The organism is Bosea sp. 29B (genome assembly GCF_902506165.1).
Classification (GTDB): Bacteria; Pseudomonadota; Alphaproteobacteria; order Rhizobiales; family Beijerinckiaceae; genus Allobosea.
This window is the reverse complement of sequence record NZ_LR733817.1, coordinates 3,805,958-3,821,428: the sequence shown is the minus strand read 5'-3', so window position 1 is coordinate 3,821,428 and position 15,471 is coordinate 3,805,958. Positions and strand designations below refer to the sequence as shown.

14 protein-coding genes are annotated in these 15,471 nt (G+C 66.4%); 6 read left to right on the top strand and 8 right to left on the bottom strand.

Annotated features, from left to right (window positions below; genetic code table 11):
* The first annotated feature begins 47 nt into the window (after positions 1–47).
* Positions 48–602, top strand: a complete 555-nt coding sequence (locus tag GV161_RS18550) for an Lrp/AsnC family transcriptional regulator (protein ID WP_152017082.1) — start codon at positions 48–50, stop codon at positions 600–602.
* Between the two features lie 3 nt (positions 603–605).
* Here GV161_RS18550 and GV161_RS18545 read toward each other — a convergent pair whose 3' ends face one another.
* The 7 genes from GV161_RS18545 to GV161_RS18515 all read right to left on the bottom strand — a co-directional run bounded on the left by GV161_RS18545 (position 606) and on the right by GV161_RS18515 (position 7,672).
* Positions 606–1,334 (bottom strand): class I SAM-dependent methyltransferase, encoded by a 729-nt coding sequence (locus tag GV161_RS18545; RefSeq protein ID WP_152017081.1) that lies wholly within the window; start codon positions 1,332–1,334, stop codon positions 606–608.
* 106 nt (positions 1,335–1,440) lie between these two features.
* Positions 1,441–2,874, bottom strand: coding sequence for an aldehyde dehydrogenase family protein (locus GV161_RS18540; protein WP_152017080.1), 1,434 nt, complete (start codon positions 2,872–2,874; stop codon positions 1,441–1,443).
* 38 nt (positions 2,875–2,912) lie between these two features.
* Positions 2,913–3,608 carry an ATP-binding cassette domain-containing protein gene (locus tag GV161_RS18535; RefSeq protein ID WP_152017079.1) on the bottom strand — a complete coding sequence of 232 codons (696 nt, stop codon included), beginning with the start codon at positions 3,606–3,608 and terminating at the stop codon, positions 2,913–2,915.
* A gap of 1 nt (position 3,609) precedes the next feature.
* On the bottom strand, positions 3,610–4,359 hold the full coding sequence (locus GV161_RS18530; protein ID WP_152017078.1) for an ABC transporter ATP-binding protein: 750 nt from the start codon (positions 4,357–4,359) through the stop codon (positions 3,610–3,612).
* On the bottom strand, positions 4,356–5,309 hold the full coding sequence (locus tag GV161_RS18525) for a branched-chain amino acid ABC transporter permease (RefSeq protein WP_152017077.1): 954 nt from the start codon (positions 5,307–5,309) through the stop codon (positions 4,356–4,358). Before GV161_RS18525 ends, GV161_RS18530 begins: the two co-directional genes overlap by 4 nt.
* Positions 5,309–6,214, bottom strand: coding sequence for a branched-chain amino acid ABC transporter permease (locus tag GV161_RS18520; protein ID WP_152017076.1), 906 nt, complete (start codon positions 6,212–6,214; stop codon positions 5,309–5,311). Before GV161_RS18520 ends, GV161_RS18525 begins: the two co-directional genes overlap by 1 nt.
* Positions 6,215–6,376: 162 nt before the next feature.
* Positions 6,377–7,672, bottom strand: a complete 1,296-nt coding sequence (locus GV161_RS18515) for an ABC transporter substrate-binding protein (RefSeq protein WP_152017075.1) — start codon at positions 7,670–7,672, stop codon at positions 6,377–6,379.
* A 224-nt stretch (positions 7,673–7,896) separates the two neighbouring features.
* Between GV161_RS18515 and GV161_RS18510 the strand changes: the two genes are divergently transcribed.
* The 4 genes from GV161_RS18510 to GV161_RS18495 all read left to right on the top strand — a co-directional run bounded on the left by GV161_RS18510 (position 7,897) and on the right by GV161_RS18495 (position 13,320).
* Positions 7,897–9,039, top strand: a complete 1,143-nt coding sequence (locus GV161_RS18510; RefSeq protein WP_152017074.1) for a CaiB/BaiF CoA-transferase family protein — start codon at positions 7,897–7,899, stop codon at positions 9,037–9,039.
* Between the two features lie 7 nt (positions 9,040–9,046).
* Positions 9,047–10,204 (top strand): acyl-CoA dehydrogenase family protein, encoded by a 1,158-nt coding sequence (locus GV161_RS18505; RefSeq protein ID WP_193219598.1) that lies wholly within the window; start codon positions 9,047–9,049, stop codon positions 10,202–10,204.
* Positions 10,205–10,341: 137 nt separating this feature from the next.
* Positions 10,342–11,169 (top strand): MaoC family dehydratase N-terminal domain-containing protein, encoded by an 828-nt coding sequence (locus GV161_RS18500; RefSeq protein WP_152017521.1) that lies wholly within the window; start codon positions 10,342–10,344, stop codon positions 11,167–11,169.
* A gap of 195 nt (positions 11,170–11,364) precedes the next feature.
* Entirely contained in the window at positions 11,365–13,320 is a 1,956-nt protein-coding gene (locus GV161_RS18495) for a bifunctional 2',3'-cyclic-nucleotide 2'-phosphodiesterase/3'-nucleotidase (protein ID WP_152017072.1), read from the top strand.
* A 229-nt stretch (positions 13,321–13,549) separates the two neighbouring features.
* On the opposite strand, the gene GV161_RS18490 is transcribed toward GV161_RS18495, so the two are convergent.
* Entirely contained in the window at positions 13,550–14,335 is a 786-nt protein-coding gene (locus tag GV161_RS18490; RefSeq protein ID WP_152017071.1) for an AprI/Inh family metalloprotease inhibitor, read from the bottom strand.
* Between the two features lie 214 nt (positions 14,336–14,549).
* On the opposite strand from GV161_RS18490, the gene GV161_RS18485 reads away from it, so the two are divergent.
* Entirely contained in the window at positions 14,550–15,470 is a 921-nt protein-coding gene (locus tag GV161_RS18485) for a helix-turn-helix domain-containing protein (protein WP_152017070.1), read from the top strand.
* Position 15,471: the final 1 nt, after the last annotated feature.

Genomic DNA, 15,471 nt, shown 5'->3' with positions numbered 1-15,471 from the left:
TTGACAGAATGGCCGAATGAAATTCAGGTTCAATCGAGGAATCGCGAATGCTCGAAAAAACAGATGGCGTTCGGCGCAGCCGTGGGTCCGAGCGCGAACTCGATGCGATGGACCGAAAGCTGTTAGGCGTCCTGGTCGAGGATGCGACGATCAGCTACGCCGATCTCGGCGAGCGCGTCGGCCTCTCGCCTCCCGCGGCGCATGAGCGGGTGAAGCGGCTGCGGCGCTCAGGCGCGATCAAGCGGGTCGCAGCGCTGATCGAGCCGGAGGCGACCGGCAAGACGCTGCTCGCCTTTGTCCATGTCGACACCACCGGCTGGGGCAAGACGACGACGCTGCTGGCGATCGAGGCCCATCCCGAGGTCGAGGAGATCCATTCGGTCGCCGGCGACACCTGCATGATGCTGAAGGTCCGCACCGAGAGCACCCACGCTCTCGAAGGCCTGCTGGCGAAAATCTACGACGTGCCCGGCGTCACCGCGACGCGCAGCTATGTCGTGCTCTCGACCTATCTGGAGCGGCCGGTCCAGCCAGGCATCACAAGCGAATGGCCGGGGCGGGTGAAGGATCCCCGTCAGCCGGCTGGAGCCGGTGCAATCTGAGCCTCAACCGAACATCGCGGAGGTTCCTGCCGGCTTCGCCGTGAACGGCACCTTGAGATGGTGCAGCCGCAGAGGCTGGTGCAGGAGATAGCCGCCCTTGTCGTGATCCGAGAGCGCTTCGAAGCGGGCGACCAGCTTGGCGCGTGCCGCCTGTGCCCGCTCCTCACGTGACGGGTCGACCGTCACGGCGCGCGCCAGGAAGGCCTCGGCATCGGGAAAAACCTCGATCCGGTCGTACTCGACCTGCCTGATCTCGCTGACGATGCCGCGGCGCCTCGCCCTGACGATCGCATCCTGTGCCGCCTGCCGGACGTCGGTTTCGTCCTCGATCAACCGCAACGCATCAAAGAACGAGCCCTCTGACAGCGATTCGACAACGATGACGCTACCGCCCTTGCCGACGACACGCGCGGCCTCGTCGAGCGCCAGCAGCATGTCGGGAATTGGGACATGGTGCAGGCTGTTGACGAAGATCGCGGCATGCATGCTGGTGTCGCCCCAGGGCAAGAGCTGGGCGCAGCCCTGCTTCAGCGTGGCGCTCGGCACGAGCGCCTGCGCGATCTCCAGCATGGCCTCGTCAGGATCGAGCCCGGCAACGCTGGCGCCACGTTCAGCCAGCGCCTGCAGCAGGTTGCCGCGGCCGCAGCCGATGTCGAGGATGCGCCGGCCCTGCAGCGGCGCAAGCAACTTCTCCAGGATATCGACGGTATCGCCAGCCGGCCGGATGTCCATGACAAATGAATGCTTGCGCCCGTAGCGGGGCGCAAGACCTGTTCTCGTACGATCCCAAGCTACTCCTTACGGGTGAACAACCTGGCCGCGACCGACGCGTTCCGCCTCACCCGTGCTTGTGGACGATCGTCTTGGCGACGGCGAACTCCTCCAGCGCCATAAAGCCCTTCTCGCGACCATGCCCGCTCTTGCCGGTGCCGCCGAAGGGCAGTTCGATGCCGCCGCCGGCGCCATAGCCGTTGATGAAGACCTGCCCGGCGCGGACGCGCTTGGCGACGCGCTGCTGGCGACCACCGTTGCTGGTCCAGACGCCGGCGACGAGGCCGTAAGGCGTGGAGTTGGCGAGCTTCACGGCGTCCTCCTCATCGTCGAAGGAGAAGGCAGCGAGGACGGGGCCGAAGACCTCCTCCTGCTCCAGCCGGTTGCCGCGCGGCACCTGACCGAACAGGGTCGGCGTCACATAGAAGCCGCCATTGGGCACGCCCTGCGCGATCGCACCCTCGGCGAGAACCGGGATGCCTTGCTCACGGGCCTGGTCGACGAAGCTCTGCACCCGGCCGCGCTGCCTGGCGTTGATCACCGGGCCGCAATCGAGGTCCATCTCGGGTGTGCCGGCGCGCAGCTTGGCGAACTGCCTGGCGACGGCGCCGACGAAGTCGTCATAGACCGTCTTCTGCACCAGCACGCGGCTGCCGGCCGAGCAGGTCTGCCCGGTGTTCTGGACGATCGCCTTGCAGACGATCGGCACGGCAGCGTCGAAATCGGCGTCGTCGAAGACGATCTGGGGCGACTTGCCGCCGAGCTCAAGCGTGCAGGTGATGAAGTTGTCGGCGCAGGCCTTCTGGATGATCTGGCCGACCTGGGGCGAGCCGGTGAACGAGATGAAGCCGACGCCAGGATTGCGGCAGAGCGCTTCCCCGGCCTCATGGCCGCGGCCAGTGACGATGTTGATCGCGCCATCCGGGAAGCCGACCTCGCTGGCGAGCTCGGCGAGGCGCAGCGCCGTCTGGCAGGCGTCTTCGGCCGGCTTCAGCACCACCGCATTGCCCATGGCGAGCGAGGCGGTGAGCGAGCGGCCGAACATCTGCGCCGGATAGTTCCAGGGCAGGATATGGCCGGTGACGCCATAGGGCTCGTGCACGACGCTGACATTGTAGCCGTTGAGGAACGGGATGATGTGGCCGTGCACCTTGTCGGCGGCGCCGCCATAGAACTCGAAATAGCGGATTGTCGCGTCGATATCGGCGCGCGCCTGCGCCATCGGCTTGCCGGTGTCCTGCGCCTCGATCCGCGCCAGCTCGTCGAAATGGTCCTGGACCTTGAGCGCCAGCCTGGAGATCAGCCGGCCACGCTCGGCTGCGGTCAGCTTGCCCCAGGCGCCCTCATAGGCGGCGCGGGCGGCCCTCACCGCATCGTCGATATCCTCGGCAGTACCGCAGGCGATGCGGGTGAACTCCTCGCCGGTCGCCGGCGCGAGCACCGCCATGGTCTCGCCGGTGCGGCCGGCGATATGCCGGCCGTTAATGAAATGCTGGGTCATGATGATCTCCGTCTACGGCGAGGCCGTCTCGATCCTGTTCAATGCAGCCCGGCCGCGGCGAGCGAGCTTTCGGCCAATTGCGTTTCGCTGACCTCACCGCGCTCGATCGCATAAGCCCGGCCCGCGAAGTTGCGCAGCAGACTGGGGTTGGATTCGGTGATCAGCAAGGCGATGTCGGGATGGCTGTCGCGCAAGGCGCGCAGGGCTGCGGCATAGCGGTTGGCCAGGACCGGGGCGAGGCCCTGGAAAGGTTCGTCGAGCAGGATCACGCGGCTGCCGACCATCAGCGCCCGGGCGAGCGCCGCCATCTTGCCCTGCCCTCCGGAGAGCCCCGCGGCAGGACGCTGGCGCAGATCGGCGAGCTCGGGAAGCACGGCATAGATGCGCTCCAGCCTTCGCGTGATCTCAGCCTCGCCGAACTTCATCACCTCGGCCGGCAGGCGGATATTCTCCTCGATGGTGAAGGTCGAGAACAGCCGGCGATCCTCCGGCGCATAGCCAATGCCGAGACGCGGCCGCTCGTGAGCCTTAACGCTGTCGAGCGGCTTGCCATCAAAGCTGATCGCACCGCCGGTGACCGTCATGAAGCCCATGATGGCGCGCAGCAGGCTGGTCTTGCCGGCGCCGTTGCGGCCGATCAAGGCGACGGTCGCGCCCTCCTCCAGTGACAGCGTGGCCCGGCGCAGCACCTGCACGCCTTCGATCTCGGCCGAGAGCTCCCTGATCTCCAGCATCTCAGACCCCCACCCCGATCACGGTCTCGCGCACCTCCGGGTGGCTCAAGATCTCCTCCGGCGTGCCCTGATGGGCGATGCGCCCGCCGGTCCAGACCGCGACGCGGTTGGCGTAGCGCGCAACCACGTCCATGTCGTGCTCGACGAAGACCGCCGTGGTGGCGCGGGCATCGAGCACGCGGGTCAGCGTATCCATCACCTGGAATTTCTCGGTCGAGGACACCCCGCTGGTCGGCTCGTCCATGAAGATCAGCCTGGGTTCGAGCGCGAGGGCGACCGCGATATCGATCAGCTTGCGCATGCCTTCCGGCAATTCGCGGACGATGCGGTTGCCGGTCTCCTTCAGCCCGACCAGGTCGAGCAGCGCCCACATCTCCTCGGCTTTGGGGTGGCGCTGCATCGCGAGGAAGGGCGACCAGGAGCCCTCACGCGCCGAGAGCGCCAGCAGCAGGTTCTCGATCACGGTGTTGTCGAGGAAGAGCTGCGGGATCTGGAAGGAGCGGCCGATCCCGAGGCGGGTGATCGCCTGCGGCGAGAGGCGCGTCACATCCTGCCCGTTGAAGACGACACGGCCGGATTGCGGCTTGAGATAGCCGGTGCAGAGATTGATGAAGGTGGTCTTGCCGGCGCCGTTCGGGCCGATGATGGCGATGCGCTCGTTCACCGCGACCTTGAGCGAGGCGCCGTTCGCCGCCTGCACGCCGCCGAAGCGCAGGTGGAGATCGTCCGCCTCAAGGATGACGCCGCTCATCGCCCGCCCTCCTCGTGCTGCGGCTTGCCGCCTTTGCCCGCGACGATGCCGTAGAGCCCTGCCGGCGCGAAGAAGATGATGACCAACAGCATGACGCCGAGCACGGCATGCCAGGTCTCGGGCGCATAGACCGCGGCATAGCCGCGAATGATCTGGAACATCAGCGCGCCGAGGAAGGGCCCGGCGACGCCGCCGATACCACCGAGGATCGCGATGAAGACGAATTCGCCCGAGCGCACCCAATAAGCCAGCTCCGGCGTCACATGGCCGGAGACCAGCGCGATGATCGCTCCCCCTAGACCCGCCAACAGGCCGGAGAGCAGATAGGCGCCGTAGAGCACTTTTCTCGGGGAGACGCCGAGATATTCAAGCCGCGTCTCGTTCGACTTGATCGCCTCCAGCGCCTTGCCGCCGGGCGAAAGCAGATAGCGGGCGACGAAGAGCGCGGCGAGAATGCAGAGCACCAGCGTGACGTAGAAGGTCGCGAGCTCGAACTGCTCGCGGCCGAATTCGATGCCGGCGAAGGTCGGGCGCGGCACGCGCTTTCCGTCGGCGCCACCGGTGATCGCAAAGAGCTTCTCCAGCAGCGAGAAGAACACCATCGAGATGGCGAGGTTGAGCATGCCGAAGAAGATCGCCCTGTAGCGCACAACGAAGAGGCCGACGATCGCCGCAAGCAGGCCCGACGCCGCCATGCCGACGGGGATCAGGATCAGAGCCTCGTGCCCGACCCTAGCCGCGGCCAGGAAGGCGACCACATAGGCGCTGAACGCGAAGAACAGGCCGTGGCCGAAAGAGACCTGGCCGGCGCGCAGCAGCACCATGATGCCGAGCGCCGCGAGGCCCTCGCACAGGGCCACGGTCAGGATCACCGTCGACCAGGGCGAGAACAGCGGGAAGACCGCGAGCGCCGCGATCAGCGCGAGGCCGAAGACGAGTTGGCGCGCCATCACACCTTCCTCGTCTGCACGGTCGAGAACAGGCCCTGGGGACGGACCAGCAGCACGAGCATCATGATGAGATAGGGAATCAGCACGTCGAATTCCGGGGCGAAATAGACGGCGGCCGAGCGGCCGAGACCGATCAGCAGCGCCGCCACCGCCGCACCCTCGATCCGGCCGAGCCCGGCCGTCGCCGCCACGGCGAAGGAGAGGACGAGCGTGCCGGCGCCGATGCCGGGGGTCAGCGACGTCGTGGCCGAGGCGAGCGCGCCGCCGAGCGCCGCCAGCGAGGCGCCGATGATGAAGGTGATCAGGTAGACCCGTGCCGCATCGATGCCCATCGCGGTCGCGGCCTCGCGATCCTGCGTCACCGCGATGATAGCGCGGCCGAAGCTGGTGCGGCGCAGGAAGAAGCGCAGGCCGAGCAGCACCGCAGCTGCGACCAGCGGCATCAGGATGAGCTGATAGGTCGTGTAGAAGATGCCGAAGACCTCGACCGTGCCGAGCCAGTTCATCGGCACATTGGCGAAATAGGGCTGCACGCCGAAGACGACCTTCTGCGCGTCCTCAAGGATCATGAAGACGGCGAAGGTGACGATCAGCTGCAGCACCTCCTCCTTGCCATAGACGCGGCGCAGCAGCGCGATCTCGACGAGGCCGCCGACAAGGATGCCGACCAGCGCGGCCGCGATCAGCAAGGTCGGGAAGGCGAGCCAGGTCGGCAGCCCGGCCGCGCCGATGCCGAGCACACCGGCCGCCGCGACATAGGCGCCGATCGCATAGAACGAGCCATGGGCGACATTGACGATGCCGAGCACGCCGAAGATCAGCGACAGCCCGACCGCGACCAGGAAGATCAGCGAGCCATAGGCCAGGCCGTCGAGCGCGGCGAGGAGGAGCATTTCAGGGGGCATGCCGTCCGTCTTCAGGTTTTTAGTTGAGCGCTTGCCCTCCGCACAGGTCGTCCCGGGCGACCGAAGGGAGACCCGGGATCCATTCCGGAACGGTTCAGGAATGGATTCCGGATCGGCGCCGCTGCGCGGCTTGTCCGGGATGACGGCGTGGATGCAAGGAGACTATTTCGCGTAGTCGAAGGTCTCGATCGACTTGTCGGTGACGAGATCGGGCTTCACCTTGGCGAACCAGTCGAGCGACTTCTCGCCGAGCGGCGTGGTCACGAGCTTGCCGGGGTAGAGCGCCATCTTGTCGTAGACCGCAAACGGATACTCCGGCACCCGCTTGGTGGTGCCGAGCAGCTGGTCCTCCAGCCCCTGATGATCCCCGCGGATGGTGATCGTGCCGGTGAGCGACTTGAACTCCAGCCCCTCGAAGGCGGCGATGACCTCTTCCTTGCTCGGCCATTTGCCGCCGGCGCCCGCCTTCTCATAGGCTTTCACAAGGCCGGTCAGGGCCTGCTGCATGTGGAAGGTCGGGTAGATCGGATAGACGCCGGTCTTGTCCTTGTACGCCTTGACGAAGGACTGCATCTCCGGCGTGTCCTTGTGCTTGGGGTGGCGCCAGTAATGGTCGCCGCGCGAGCCGACGATCACGCCCTCCGGCAGGACATTGCCGAGCCGCTCCAGCGAGCTTTCGGCCAGCGGCAGCACGAAGGTCGACTGCTTCAGCAGGCCGCGCGCCGCCGCCTGCTGGACGAAGGTGTCGAGATCTCCGCCCCAGGAGGTCGAGATCACGACGTCGGGCCGCAGCGCCGACAGCCTTGTGATCTCGGTCGAGAAATCCGGCGCGCCGAATTTCGGGAAGAGCTCGGCGACGACCTTGACGTCGGGCTTCAGCGCCTTGAGGCCGGCCTGCAGCAGAGCCCAGGATTCGCGGCCCCAAGCATAGTCCTGGTTGACCACCGCGACACTCTTGAAGTCGGGTTTGACCTTCATCAGGTAGAGCAAGGTCGCCATCATCTCGGCGCCGGCATGAGCCTGCGTCCGGACCGAATACTTCCACTTGCCATCCTCGAAGATGGTCTGCGTGCCGCAATCCCACATCACGTTGACGACCTTGAGGTCCTCGGCGACGGGTGCGAGCGCATTGCAGGAGCCGGACGAGATCGCGCCCAGCATCACCTGCGCGCCCTGCTCCTGCACGACGCGGCGATATTCGGAGAGCAATTGGTTGGTACCGGCGCCCTCGTCGACATAGACCGGCTTCAGGGGCACGCCGAGCACGCCGCCCTTGGCATTGATCTCCGCGATCAGGAGGTCGGCGGCGTTGCGGCCGGGCACACCAAACACCGAAGCTGGCCCCGACAGGAAGGTGGCGATGCCGACCACCAGCTCCTTCGGCTTGTCCTGCGCCAAAGCCGAACTTGCGAGCAGCGTGCCGGCCAGCGCGGCCAGCGCCAGTTTCATCGTCTTCATGAGCATCCTCCCTGAACCTCGCATGACATCGGGCGCTCTTGAGCGGCGCCTCGTCCGGCGAAAAGGGGCGCATAGAGCCAGCAGTCGGACAAGAAGGATAAAGCGATGAAGGCCATAGGGTTTTTCTATGGAGCAGGCGCTATGGCAGCCATCGCGAAACGCTATTTGACTTCATCAGGCCGACAACGATCTCTCGCGCGGAACGGAAGGCGCACGACTGACTGATGACCAATGCTCTCGATGGAATCCTGGTGGTGGCGCTGGAGCAGGCGGTGGCTGCTCCGCTGGCGAGCTGCCGGCTCGCCGATGCCGGCGCCCGCGTCATCAAGCTGGAGCGCGAGGAAGGCGATTTCTCGCGCGGCTATGACGATTATGCCGGAGGGCTTTCCTCCTATTTCGTCTGGATCAACCGCGGCAAGGAATCCTGCCGGGTCGACCTCAAGGACAAGACAGACCTCACTTTAGTCGAGGCGATGCTGGCTGAGGCCGACGTCTTCATCCAGAACTTCGCGCCCGGCGCCACCGACCGGCTGGGCATCGGCAGCGAGGCGTTGCGCCAGCGCCACCGCAAGCTGATCACCTGCGACATCTCCGGCTATGCACCGGGCACGCCGCACTACACCAAGAAGGCCTATGACCTGCTGATCCAGGCCGAAGCCGGCCTTGCCGCCGTCACCGGCAGCCCTGACTCCGGCCCAACGCGGATCGGCATCTCCATCGCCGACATCGCCACCGGCAACGCCGCCTATGCCGCGATCCTGGAGGCCTTGATCCGGCGTGGTCGTACCGGCGAAGGCTCGCGCATCCAGCTCTCGCTGTTCGACACCATCGCCGACCTGATGAACGTGCCCTATCTGACGCGGCGCTATGGCGGGATCGAGCCGCCGCGGCTCGGCCTCGCCCATCCCTCGATCGCGCCCTATGGCGTCTTCCGCCTCGCCGATGCCGAGGTGCTGATCTCGATCCAGAGCGAGCGCGAATGGCAGATTTTGGCCCGCGATGTGCTGGGCGATGCCGGCCTGCTCGAAGATCCACGCTTCGCCAGCAATGTGCTGCGCGTGCGCAACCGCCCTGGCCTCGATGCCGCGATCCAGGCGATCCTGATCACCCGCTCTTACGCCGAGACGGCGGCCGGGCTCGATGCGGCCCGCATCGCCTATGGCACGGTCTCGACGATGGCCGATCTGATCGCCCATCCGGCTGCGACCGCCCTGCCCGTCCCGACTCCGAACGGCCCTATCGAAGTGCTGGCGCCGCCGGTGCTGGTCGACGGCCAGCGCGTGCCGATGCGGGCGCCACCTGGCCTCGGTGAACATGATGAAGCGTTGCGCCGCGAATTCGCGGCAAAGGCGGCGCGATCAGCCTGAGATGAGCATGACGACAGCCAACGATCACACCGACATCCGCGAGGCGGTGGCAAGGCTCTGCGCCGACTTCCCCGGCGAGTACTGGCGCAAGCTCGACCGCGAGATGGCCTATCCCGCCGAGTTCGTCACGGCGCTCACCGAAAGCGGCTTCCTCTCGGCGTTGATCCCGGAAGAGTATGGCGGGGCGGGCCTGACCCTTTTGGCCGCGGCGGCGATCATGGAGGAGATCCAGCGCCAGGGCTGCAATGGCGGCGCCTGCCATGCCCAGATGTATGTGATGGGCACGGTGCTGCGCCATGGCAGCGCCGAGCAGAAGCAGCGCTATCTGCCCGGGATCGCCTCAGGCGAGCTGAGGTTGCAGGCCTTTGGCGTCACCGAGCCGACCAGCGGCACCGACACCACCGCTTTGCGCACCACCGCCCGGCGCGAGGGCGACCACTACGTCGTCAACGGCCAGAAGATCTGGACCAGCCGAGCTGCGCAATCGGACCTGATGCTGCTGCTCGCCCGGACCACGCCGCGCGACCAGGTGCAAAAGCGCACCGACGGGCTCTCGGTCTTCATCCTCGACATGCGCGAGGCGCTCGAGAATGGCCTCACCATCCGGCCGATCCGCACGATGATGAACCACGCCACTACCGAGGTCTTCTTCGACAACGTCAAGGTCCCGGCGGCCAACCTCGTCGGCGAGGAGGGCAAGGGCTTCCGCTACATCCTCTCCGGCATGAACGCCGAGCGCATCCTGATCGCGGCCGAATGCGTCGGCGACGCCAAATGGTTCATCGACAAGGCCTCGAACTACGCCAGGGAGCGCCAGGTCTTCGGCCGGCCGATCGGCCAGAACCAGGGCATCCAGTTCCCGATCGCGAGGGCCTACGCCAATATGCGCGCGGCCGAACTGATGGTCCGCGAGGCGATCTCCCTCTACGAGGCCGGGGAGAACCCGGGCGCCGAGGCCAACATGGCCAAGCTGCTGGCGGCCGACGCCTCCTTCGAGGCGGCGAATGCCTGCATCCAGACCCATGGCGGCTTCGGCTTCGCCGAGGAGTACGACATCGAGCGCAAATTCAGGGAGACGCGGCTCTACCAGGTCGCCCCGATCTCGACCAACCTGATCCTGTCCTATCTCGCCGAGCATGTCCTCGGCATGCCGAGGTCGTACTAACCCTTCATTTGGTCGTCCCGGGCGAAGCGCAGCGCAGACCCGGGACCCATGCCTGAACCGTTCCGGAATGGATCCCGGGTCTCCCTACGGTCGCCCGGGATGACTCGGAATGTGGAACCAAGGACGAGCGAGTGAACATCGACCATCTGAAATCCTGGATCGGCAGGACTGAACAGGCATCCGACCTGATTACGTCGCGGCTCGTCGCCAGCTACGAGGCGACGTTCTCTCCTCACCTGGCGCCCTACCCACAAGGCGAAGCGCCGCTCGCCCTGCATTGGTGCCTCGCGCCGCCGATCTCGCCGATGGCGGCGCTCGGACCGGACGGGCACGCAGCCAAGGGCAAATTCCTGCCGCCGGTCCCCCTGCCGCGGCGGATGTGGGCGGGCGGGCGGATCGAGACGATCGCGCCCTTGCGAGCCGGCGACGAGGTCATCCGCCGATCGGCTATCAGCGACGTCTCCTACAAGGACGGCCGCACCGGTCCGCTCTGCTTCGTCGCGGTCGACCATGAGCTCGTCACGGCTCGTGGCGTCGCGCTGCGCGAGCGGCACAACATCGTCTATCGCGAGGCGACCCAGCCGAGCTCCGAGCCGCCGGCTGCGGCTGCCGAGCCGCGCCCGGCCGACCTGACCTGGACGGTCGAGGCAGACCCGGTGCTGCTGTTCCGCTATTCGGCGCTCACCTTCAACGGCCACCGCATTCATTACGACCAGCCTTATGTCACCGGCGTCGAGGGCTATGCCGGGCTCATCGTGCATGGGCCGATCCAGGCGACGCTGATCATGAACATCATCGCCACCCTCTCCGGCGGCGAACCGATCCGGCTCGACTATCGCGGGCTCGCCCCGCTGATCGCCGGCGAAGCGTTCCAGGTGAAGGCGAAGCGGCTCCCGGACGGCACCATCGCCGCCTGGACCGAGGGCGCCGACGGGCGAGTGCGGATGGAGGGCGTGAGCCGGTAACACTCGCGTCATTCTCGGATGGAGCGAAGCGCAGATCCGAGAATCTCATGACGAGAAGGCGCTGATTGGAGCCTCCTTCGGCTTGAGATGCTCGGGTCAAGCCCGAGCATGACGGCTGCACCCCCATCTTCCCCGGTGTCACGGTCCTGTCATGGTGCTAGCGTCTCTCGCAGCACCTCGCTTCAGGAGCCGACGATGGACCGCGCCCCCCGTTTCAGCCGCCGTGACACGCTCAAGGCCGGGGCCGCCATCGCCGCGGCGGGAGCGCTGGCCACACCGTTGGCAGCGCAGGCCCCAGCCAAGCTCAAGCTCCGGCTGCTGGAGACCAGCGACCTCCATGTCAACGTCGTGCCTTACGACTACTTCCGTGACGCGCCCGACGACACGGTCGGCCTCGCCAAGACCGCGAACCTGATCAAGGCCGCCCAGGCTGAGGCGAAGAACAGCCTGCTCTTCGACAATGGCGACTTCCTGCAGGGCTCCTCGCTCGGCGATTTCGTCGCCTACAAGAAGGGGCTGAAGGCCGGCGAGACCCATCCGATGATCGCCGCGATGAACGCCCTGCCCTATCAGTGCGGCACGCTCGGCAATCACGAGTTCAACTACGGGCTGGAATTCCTCGAGCACGGCCTCGCCCGCGCCGAGTTCCCGATCGTCTGCGCCAATGTCGACCGGGTCGGCGGCGGCACGCTGATCGAGCCCTGGCGCATCTTCGAGCAGAGCTTCGAGGACGAGGCCGGGACGAGGCATGTCCTCAACATCGCGGTGATCGGCTTCGTGCCGCCGCAGATCATGCAGTGGGACAAGGGCAATCTCGACCGCAAGGTGACGGCGACCGACATCGTCGACGCCGCGCAAAAGTACCTGCCGGAGATCGCGCTCGCACATCCCGACCTCACCATCGCGCTCTGCCATTCCGGCATCGCCGGCGGCGAGCGCAAGGGCGGCGAGGAGAATGCGGCGCTGCATCTCGCCAGGCTCGACGGCATCGACGTCGTGCTGACCGGCCACCAGCACCTCGTCTTCCCCGGCGGCAAGGCCTTCGACGGCATTCCCGGCGTCGACAACAAGAAGGGCTCACTGCACGGCAAGCCGGCCTGCCAGCCGGGCTTCTGGGGCTCGCATGTCGGCATCGTCGACCTGGAGCTGGAAAAGCGCGACGGGCGCTGGCGCATCGCCGATTTCAAGGTCGATCCCAAGCCGATCTATGAGCGCACGCCCGACCGCAAGATCGTGCCGAAGGCGGAGGTCGAAGCCGCCGTGCTTGCGACAGTGAAGGCCGACCACGAGGCAACGCTGAGCTATATGCGCGAGCCGGTCGGCACCACGAGCGCCCCGATCAACAGCTATTTCGCCCTCGTCGCCGACGACCCGTCGGTGCAGATCGTGGCGGAGGCGCAGATCGCCTATGCCAAGCCGCTGATGGCGCAGACGCCGCACAAGGACTTACCCGTCCTCTCGGCCGCGGCACCGTTCAAGTCGGGCGGGCGCGCCGGGCCGGCCTTCTTCACCGACATTCCGGCCGGGCCGATCGCAATCAAGAACGTCGCCGATATCTATCTCTACCCGAACACGGTGCAGATCGTGAAAGTCACCGGCGCGCAGATCCGCGAATGGCTGGAGCGCTCGGCCGGCATCTTCAATCGTATCGACGTGGCGAAATCCGAGGAGCAGCCGCTGATCAATCCCGGCTTCCCGGCCTTCAATTTCGACGTGATCGACGGCGTCACCTACCAGATCGACGTGACTCAAGCCTCGCGCTATGACGGCGACGGCAAGCTGGTCGTGCCCGACGCCCATCGCATCGTCGATCTCGCTTTTCAGGGCAAGCCGATCGACGAAAAGGCCGAGTTCATCGTCGTCACCAACAACTACCGCGCCTCTGGCGGCGGCAATTTCCCGGGCACCAAGACGACGGTGCTGCTGGAGGCGCCCGACCTCAATCGCGACGTGATCGTGCGCTTCATCATCGAGAAGAAGACGATCAACCCCGCAGCCGACAACAACTGGTCGCTGAAGCCGCTGCCGGCGAACGTCAACGTCACCTTCCCGACCGCTCCGGCCGCCGTGAGCAAGAAGCCGGAGACGCTGAAGGCGCAGCCGGTCGGCGATGCCGGCGAGGGTTTCGTGAAATACCGGCTGGGCGGCTGACCGCCCCTTCCGGCGCTTCAGAAGCGGGCGTTTCCTTGGAGATGCGCCAGTCGAGCCCGGCTTGCGCCACCGGCGCCTTGCGGTCGACCAGCGGCAAAGACCCATGCCGCTCGCGCCGGGATCGACGTCACCGGTGCAGAGGCGACGGCAGCGCAGATGAACCGGGCGAAGGCGCCCCTTCGCAAGCAGCATGGAACATCGCCGCCAAGGGACCGGACCGTCACGACCATCACCCGGGCCCGCAGCCGTTCGAAAAGAGAATCCGGCGCCGCCCGTCGCGCTCGAAGGTCTTCACGACGTAGCCGGTGAGACCCGACCAGCGCATGCGGCACCACTCGGCTCCGTCGCTCTGCCGCGCGCAGGAATCGGCGACGATGCAGGTATCGACTGGGATGAGCGCCAGCGCCGGGGCTCCAAGAGACGGGAACTGGCGAAGGTTGAACGGATAGACGATCCTGACCGTCGCGGTCTGTCCCGGCGCGAGCCGCGGCGCTGCAAGGTCCCTGGACTCCGCGCAGCGCTGCGACTGCCCGTAATAGACCGAGCATCCCGAAGAGAACGGTGCGGATCCGAATGACGGCAAGTCGCTCCCATAGCCGGACTGCATCCCGGAGGCGGTCAGCCGGATCGGACGCCCGGCCTCGTCGGCTCCGAACAACCCTCCCCGCCCGAAGCGCAGCATGATGAGCGGCCGATCGGAAATGTCGTTCAGCGAAATGCCGCCGCGCTGTGCCTGCCAGCGCGACACGCTGACGAGGGCTGATCCGCAGCCGCGAGGGTTGGCGCGATGCGCCCCCATGATGCTGCCCGGCCCCGTCAGCTCGATGCTGCAGCTCTGCCGGCTCCCGAAGGCGTCCGCAACCTGCACAGACCAGGTGCCCGCGAAGGAACCGCCCCGCCCCGATTGCGCCGAGGCGGGATGAGAGGCGAGGATAAGCGTCAGGCCGGCAGCAACGACCACATGTCGCGCAAACCGGGCGAAGAGCATTGCAGACAAGCGGCTTAGGCTGGGCACTCGCCCTCCTCCGGCAGATTCCGGTTCCACTGTGAATTGCCGCCACAAGGAACTGTTAGGCGTAGTGTCTCGTATCGGCTTGTCCGGTCGTCTCAGGCAGGCCAATCTCGCTGGGATTCGTTGATTCTGCCGTGGATACCCGGCTGATCGGTTTCAAGCCGGCGCGTCTCAAGCAGCGCGCACGACCAACCTCGATCCAGGACGCAAAGCTGAGATGATGGAGATTTCGACCAGCGGGCTCGAGCGGGAAGACCCGCTCGGTTTCTGGTCGCAGACCGTGCTCAAGCGCATGGCGGTCGACAGGCGCGACGAAGCGGCTACGCCTTTTCATGCGCGGCTGAGGCGGGCTGCCGGCGAGGCTGGAGAATTCTGGGATCATTTCTCGACGCAGGTGCGTGTCGAGCGCTCGCAGCATCGCTGTCGCGCCGACAATGGCGATGAGATCTATGTCGGTCTTGTCCTGGACGGCCGGTCCGAGGTGAGTTTCGACGATGATCGCCTGCTGCTCCGGGCAGGTGACGTCTATGTCAGCGATTTCTCGCGGCCGATCCGGGCGAACTGGCTGGAGCACCGGGAGCTCGGCGTGGTGTTCCAGCGAAGCACCGGCCGCCAGAACGTCGGGCGCCTGGCGCAAGGCGGCGCGGTCAAACTCCTGATCTCCCATCTGCGCACCCTCGCAACCGAGATGAATGCGCTGTCTGCCGACGAGCGGAGCGCTGCCGTCGACATCGCCGTCCGGTTCGCGCGCCTCGCGCTTGCCGGCGACGCTGCCCGCACGATGGAGTGCGACCGGCCATCGCTTCTGGCCGCGACCCGCCAGTTGATCGCGCAGCGCCATGCCGACCCGGAGCTGACCGTCGAATCCCTGGCGACCGCATTGGGCTGTTCTCGCGCCTCGCTCTATCGTGCCTTCGAGCACGAGCCGGCGGGCGTTGCTGCGGCGATCTGGGCCGCGCGGCTGCAACATGCCGGCGACCTCCTGCTGGCGGAGCCCGCGACGGCGATCGGCTCGGTCGCATTCAGGTCGGGTTTCCTCGATCAGGCCAATTTCAACCGGATGTTCCGGCGCGAGTTCGGCATGGCGCCCGGAGAATTCCGGGAAGCGGCGAGGCACAGGCAAGCCAGCGCGCGCTGAA

Excerpts from the sequence above, each read along its gene's own strand:
- GV161_RS18550 (WP_152017082.1), top strand. The coding sequence starts at position 48 with ATGCTCGAAAAAACAGATGGCGTTCGGCGCAGCCGTGGGTCCGAGCGC.
- GV161_RS18545 (WP_152017081.1), bottom strand. The coding sequence starts at position 1,334 with ATGGACATCCGGCCGGCTGGCGATACCGTCGATATCCTGGAGAAGTTG.
- GV161_RS18540 (WP_152017080.1), bottom strand. The coding sequence starts at position 2,874 with ATGACCCAGCATTTCATTAACGGCCGGCATATCGCCGGCCGCACCGGC.
- GV161_RS18535 (WP_152017079.1), bottom strand. The coding sequence starts at position 3,608 with ATGCTGGAGATCAGGGAGCTCTCGGCCGAGATCGAAGGCGTGCAGGTG.
- GV161_RS18530 (WP_152017078.1), bottom strand. The coding sequence starts at position 4,359 with ATGAGCGGCGTCATCCTTGAGGCGGACGATCTCCACCTGCGCTTCGGC.
- GV161_RS18525 (WP_152017077.1), bottom strand. The coding sequence starts at position 5,309 with ATGGCGCGCCAACTCGTCTTCGGCCTCGCGCTGATCGCGGCGCTCGCG.
- GV161_RS18520 (WP_152017076.1), bottom strand. The coding sequence starts at position 6,214 with ATGCCCCCTGAAATGCTCCTCCTCGCCGCGCTCGACGGCCTGGCCTAT.
- GV161_RS18515 (WP_152017075.1), bottom strand. The coding sequence starts at position 7,672 with ATGAAGACGATGAAACTGGCGCTGGCCGCGCTGGCCGGCACGCTGCTC.
- GV161_RS18510 (WP_152017074.1), top strand. The coding sequence starts at position 7,897 with ATGACCAATGCTCTCGATGGAATCCTGGTGGTGGCGCTGGAGCAGGCG.
- GV161_RS18505 (WP_193219598.1), top strand. The coding sequence starts at position 9,047 with ATGACGACAGCCAACGATCACACCGACATCCGCGAGGCGGTGGCAAGG.
- GV161_RS18495 (WP_152017072.1), top strand. The coding sequence starts at position 11,365 with ATGGACCGCGCCCCCCGTTTCAGCCGCCGTGACACGCTCAAGGCCGGG.
- GV161_RS18485 (WP_152017070.1), top strand. The coding sequence starts at position 14,550 with ATGATGGAGATTTCGACCAGCGGGCTCGAGCGGGAAGACCCGCTCGGT.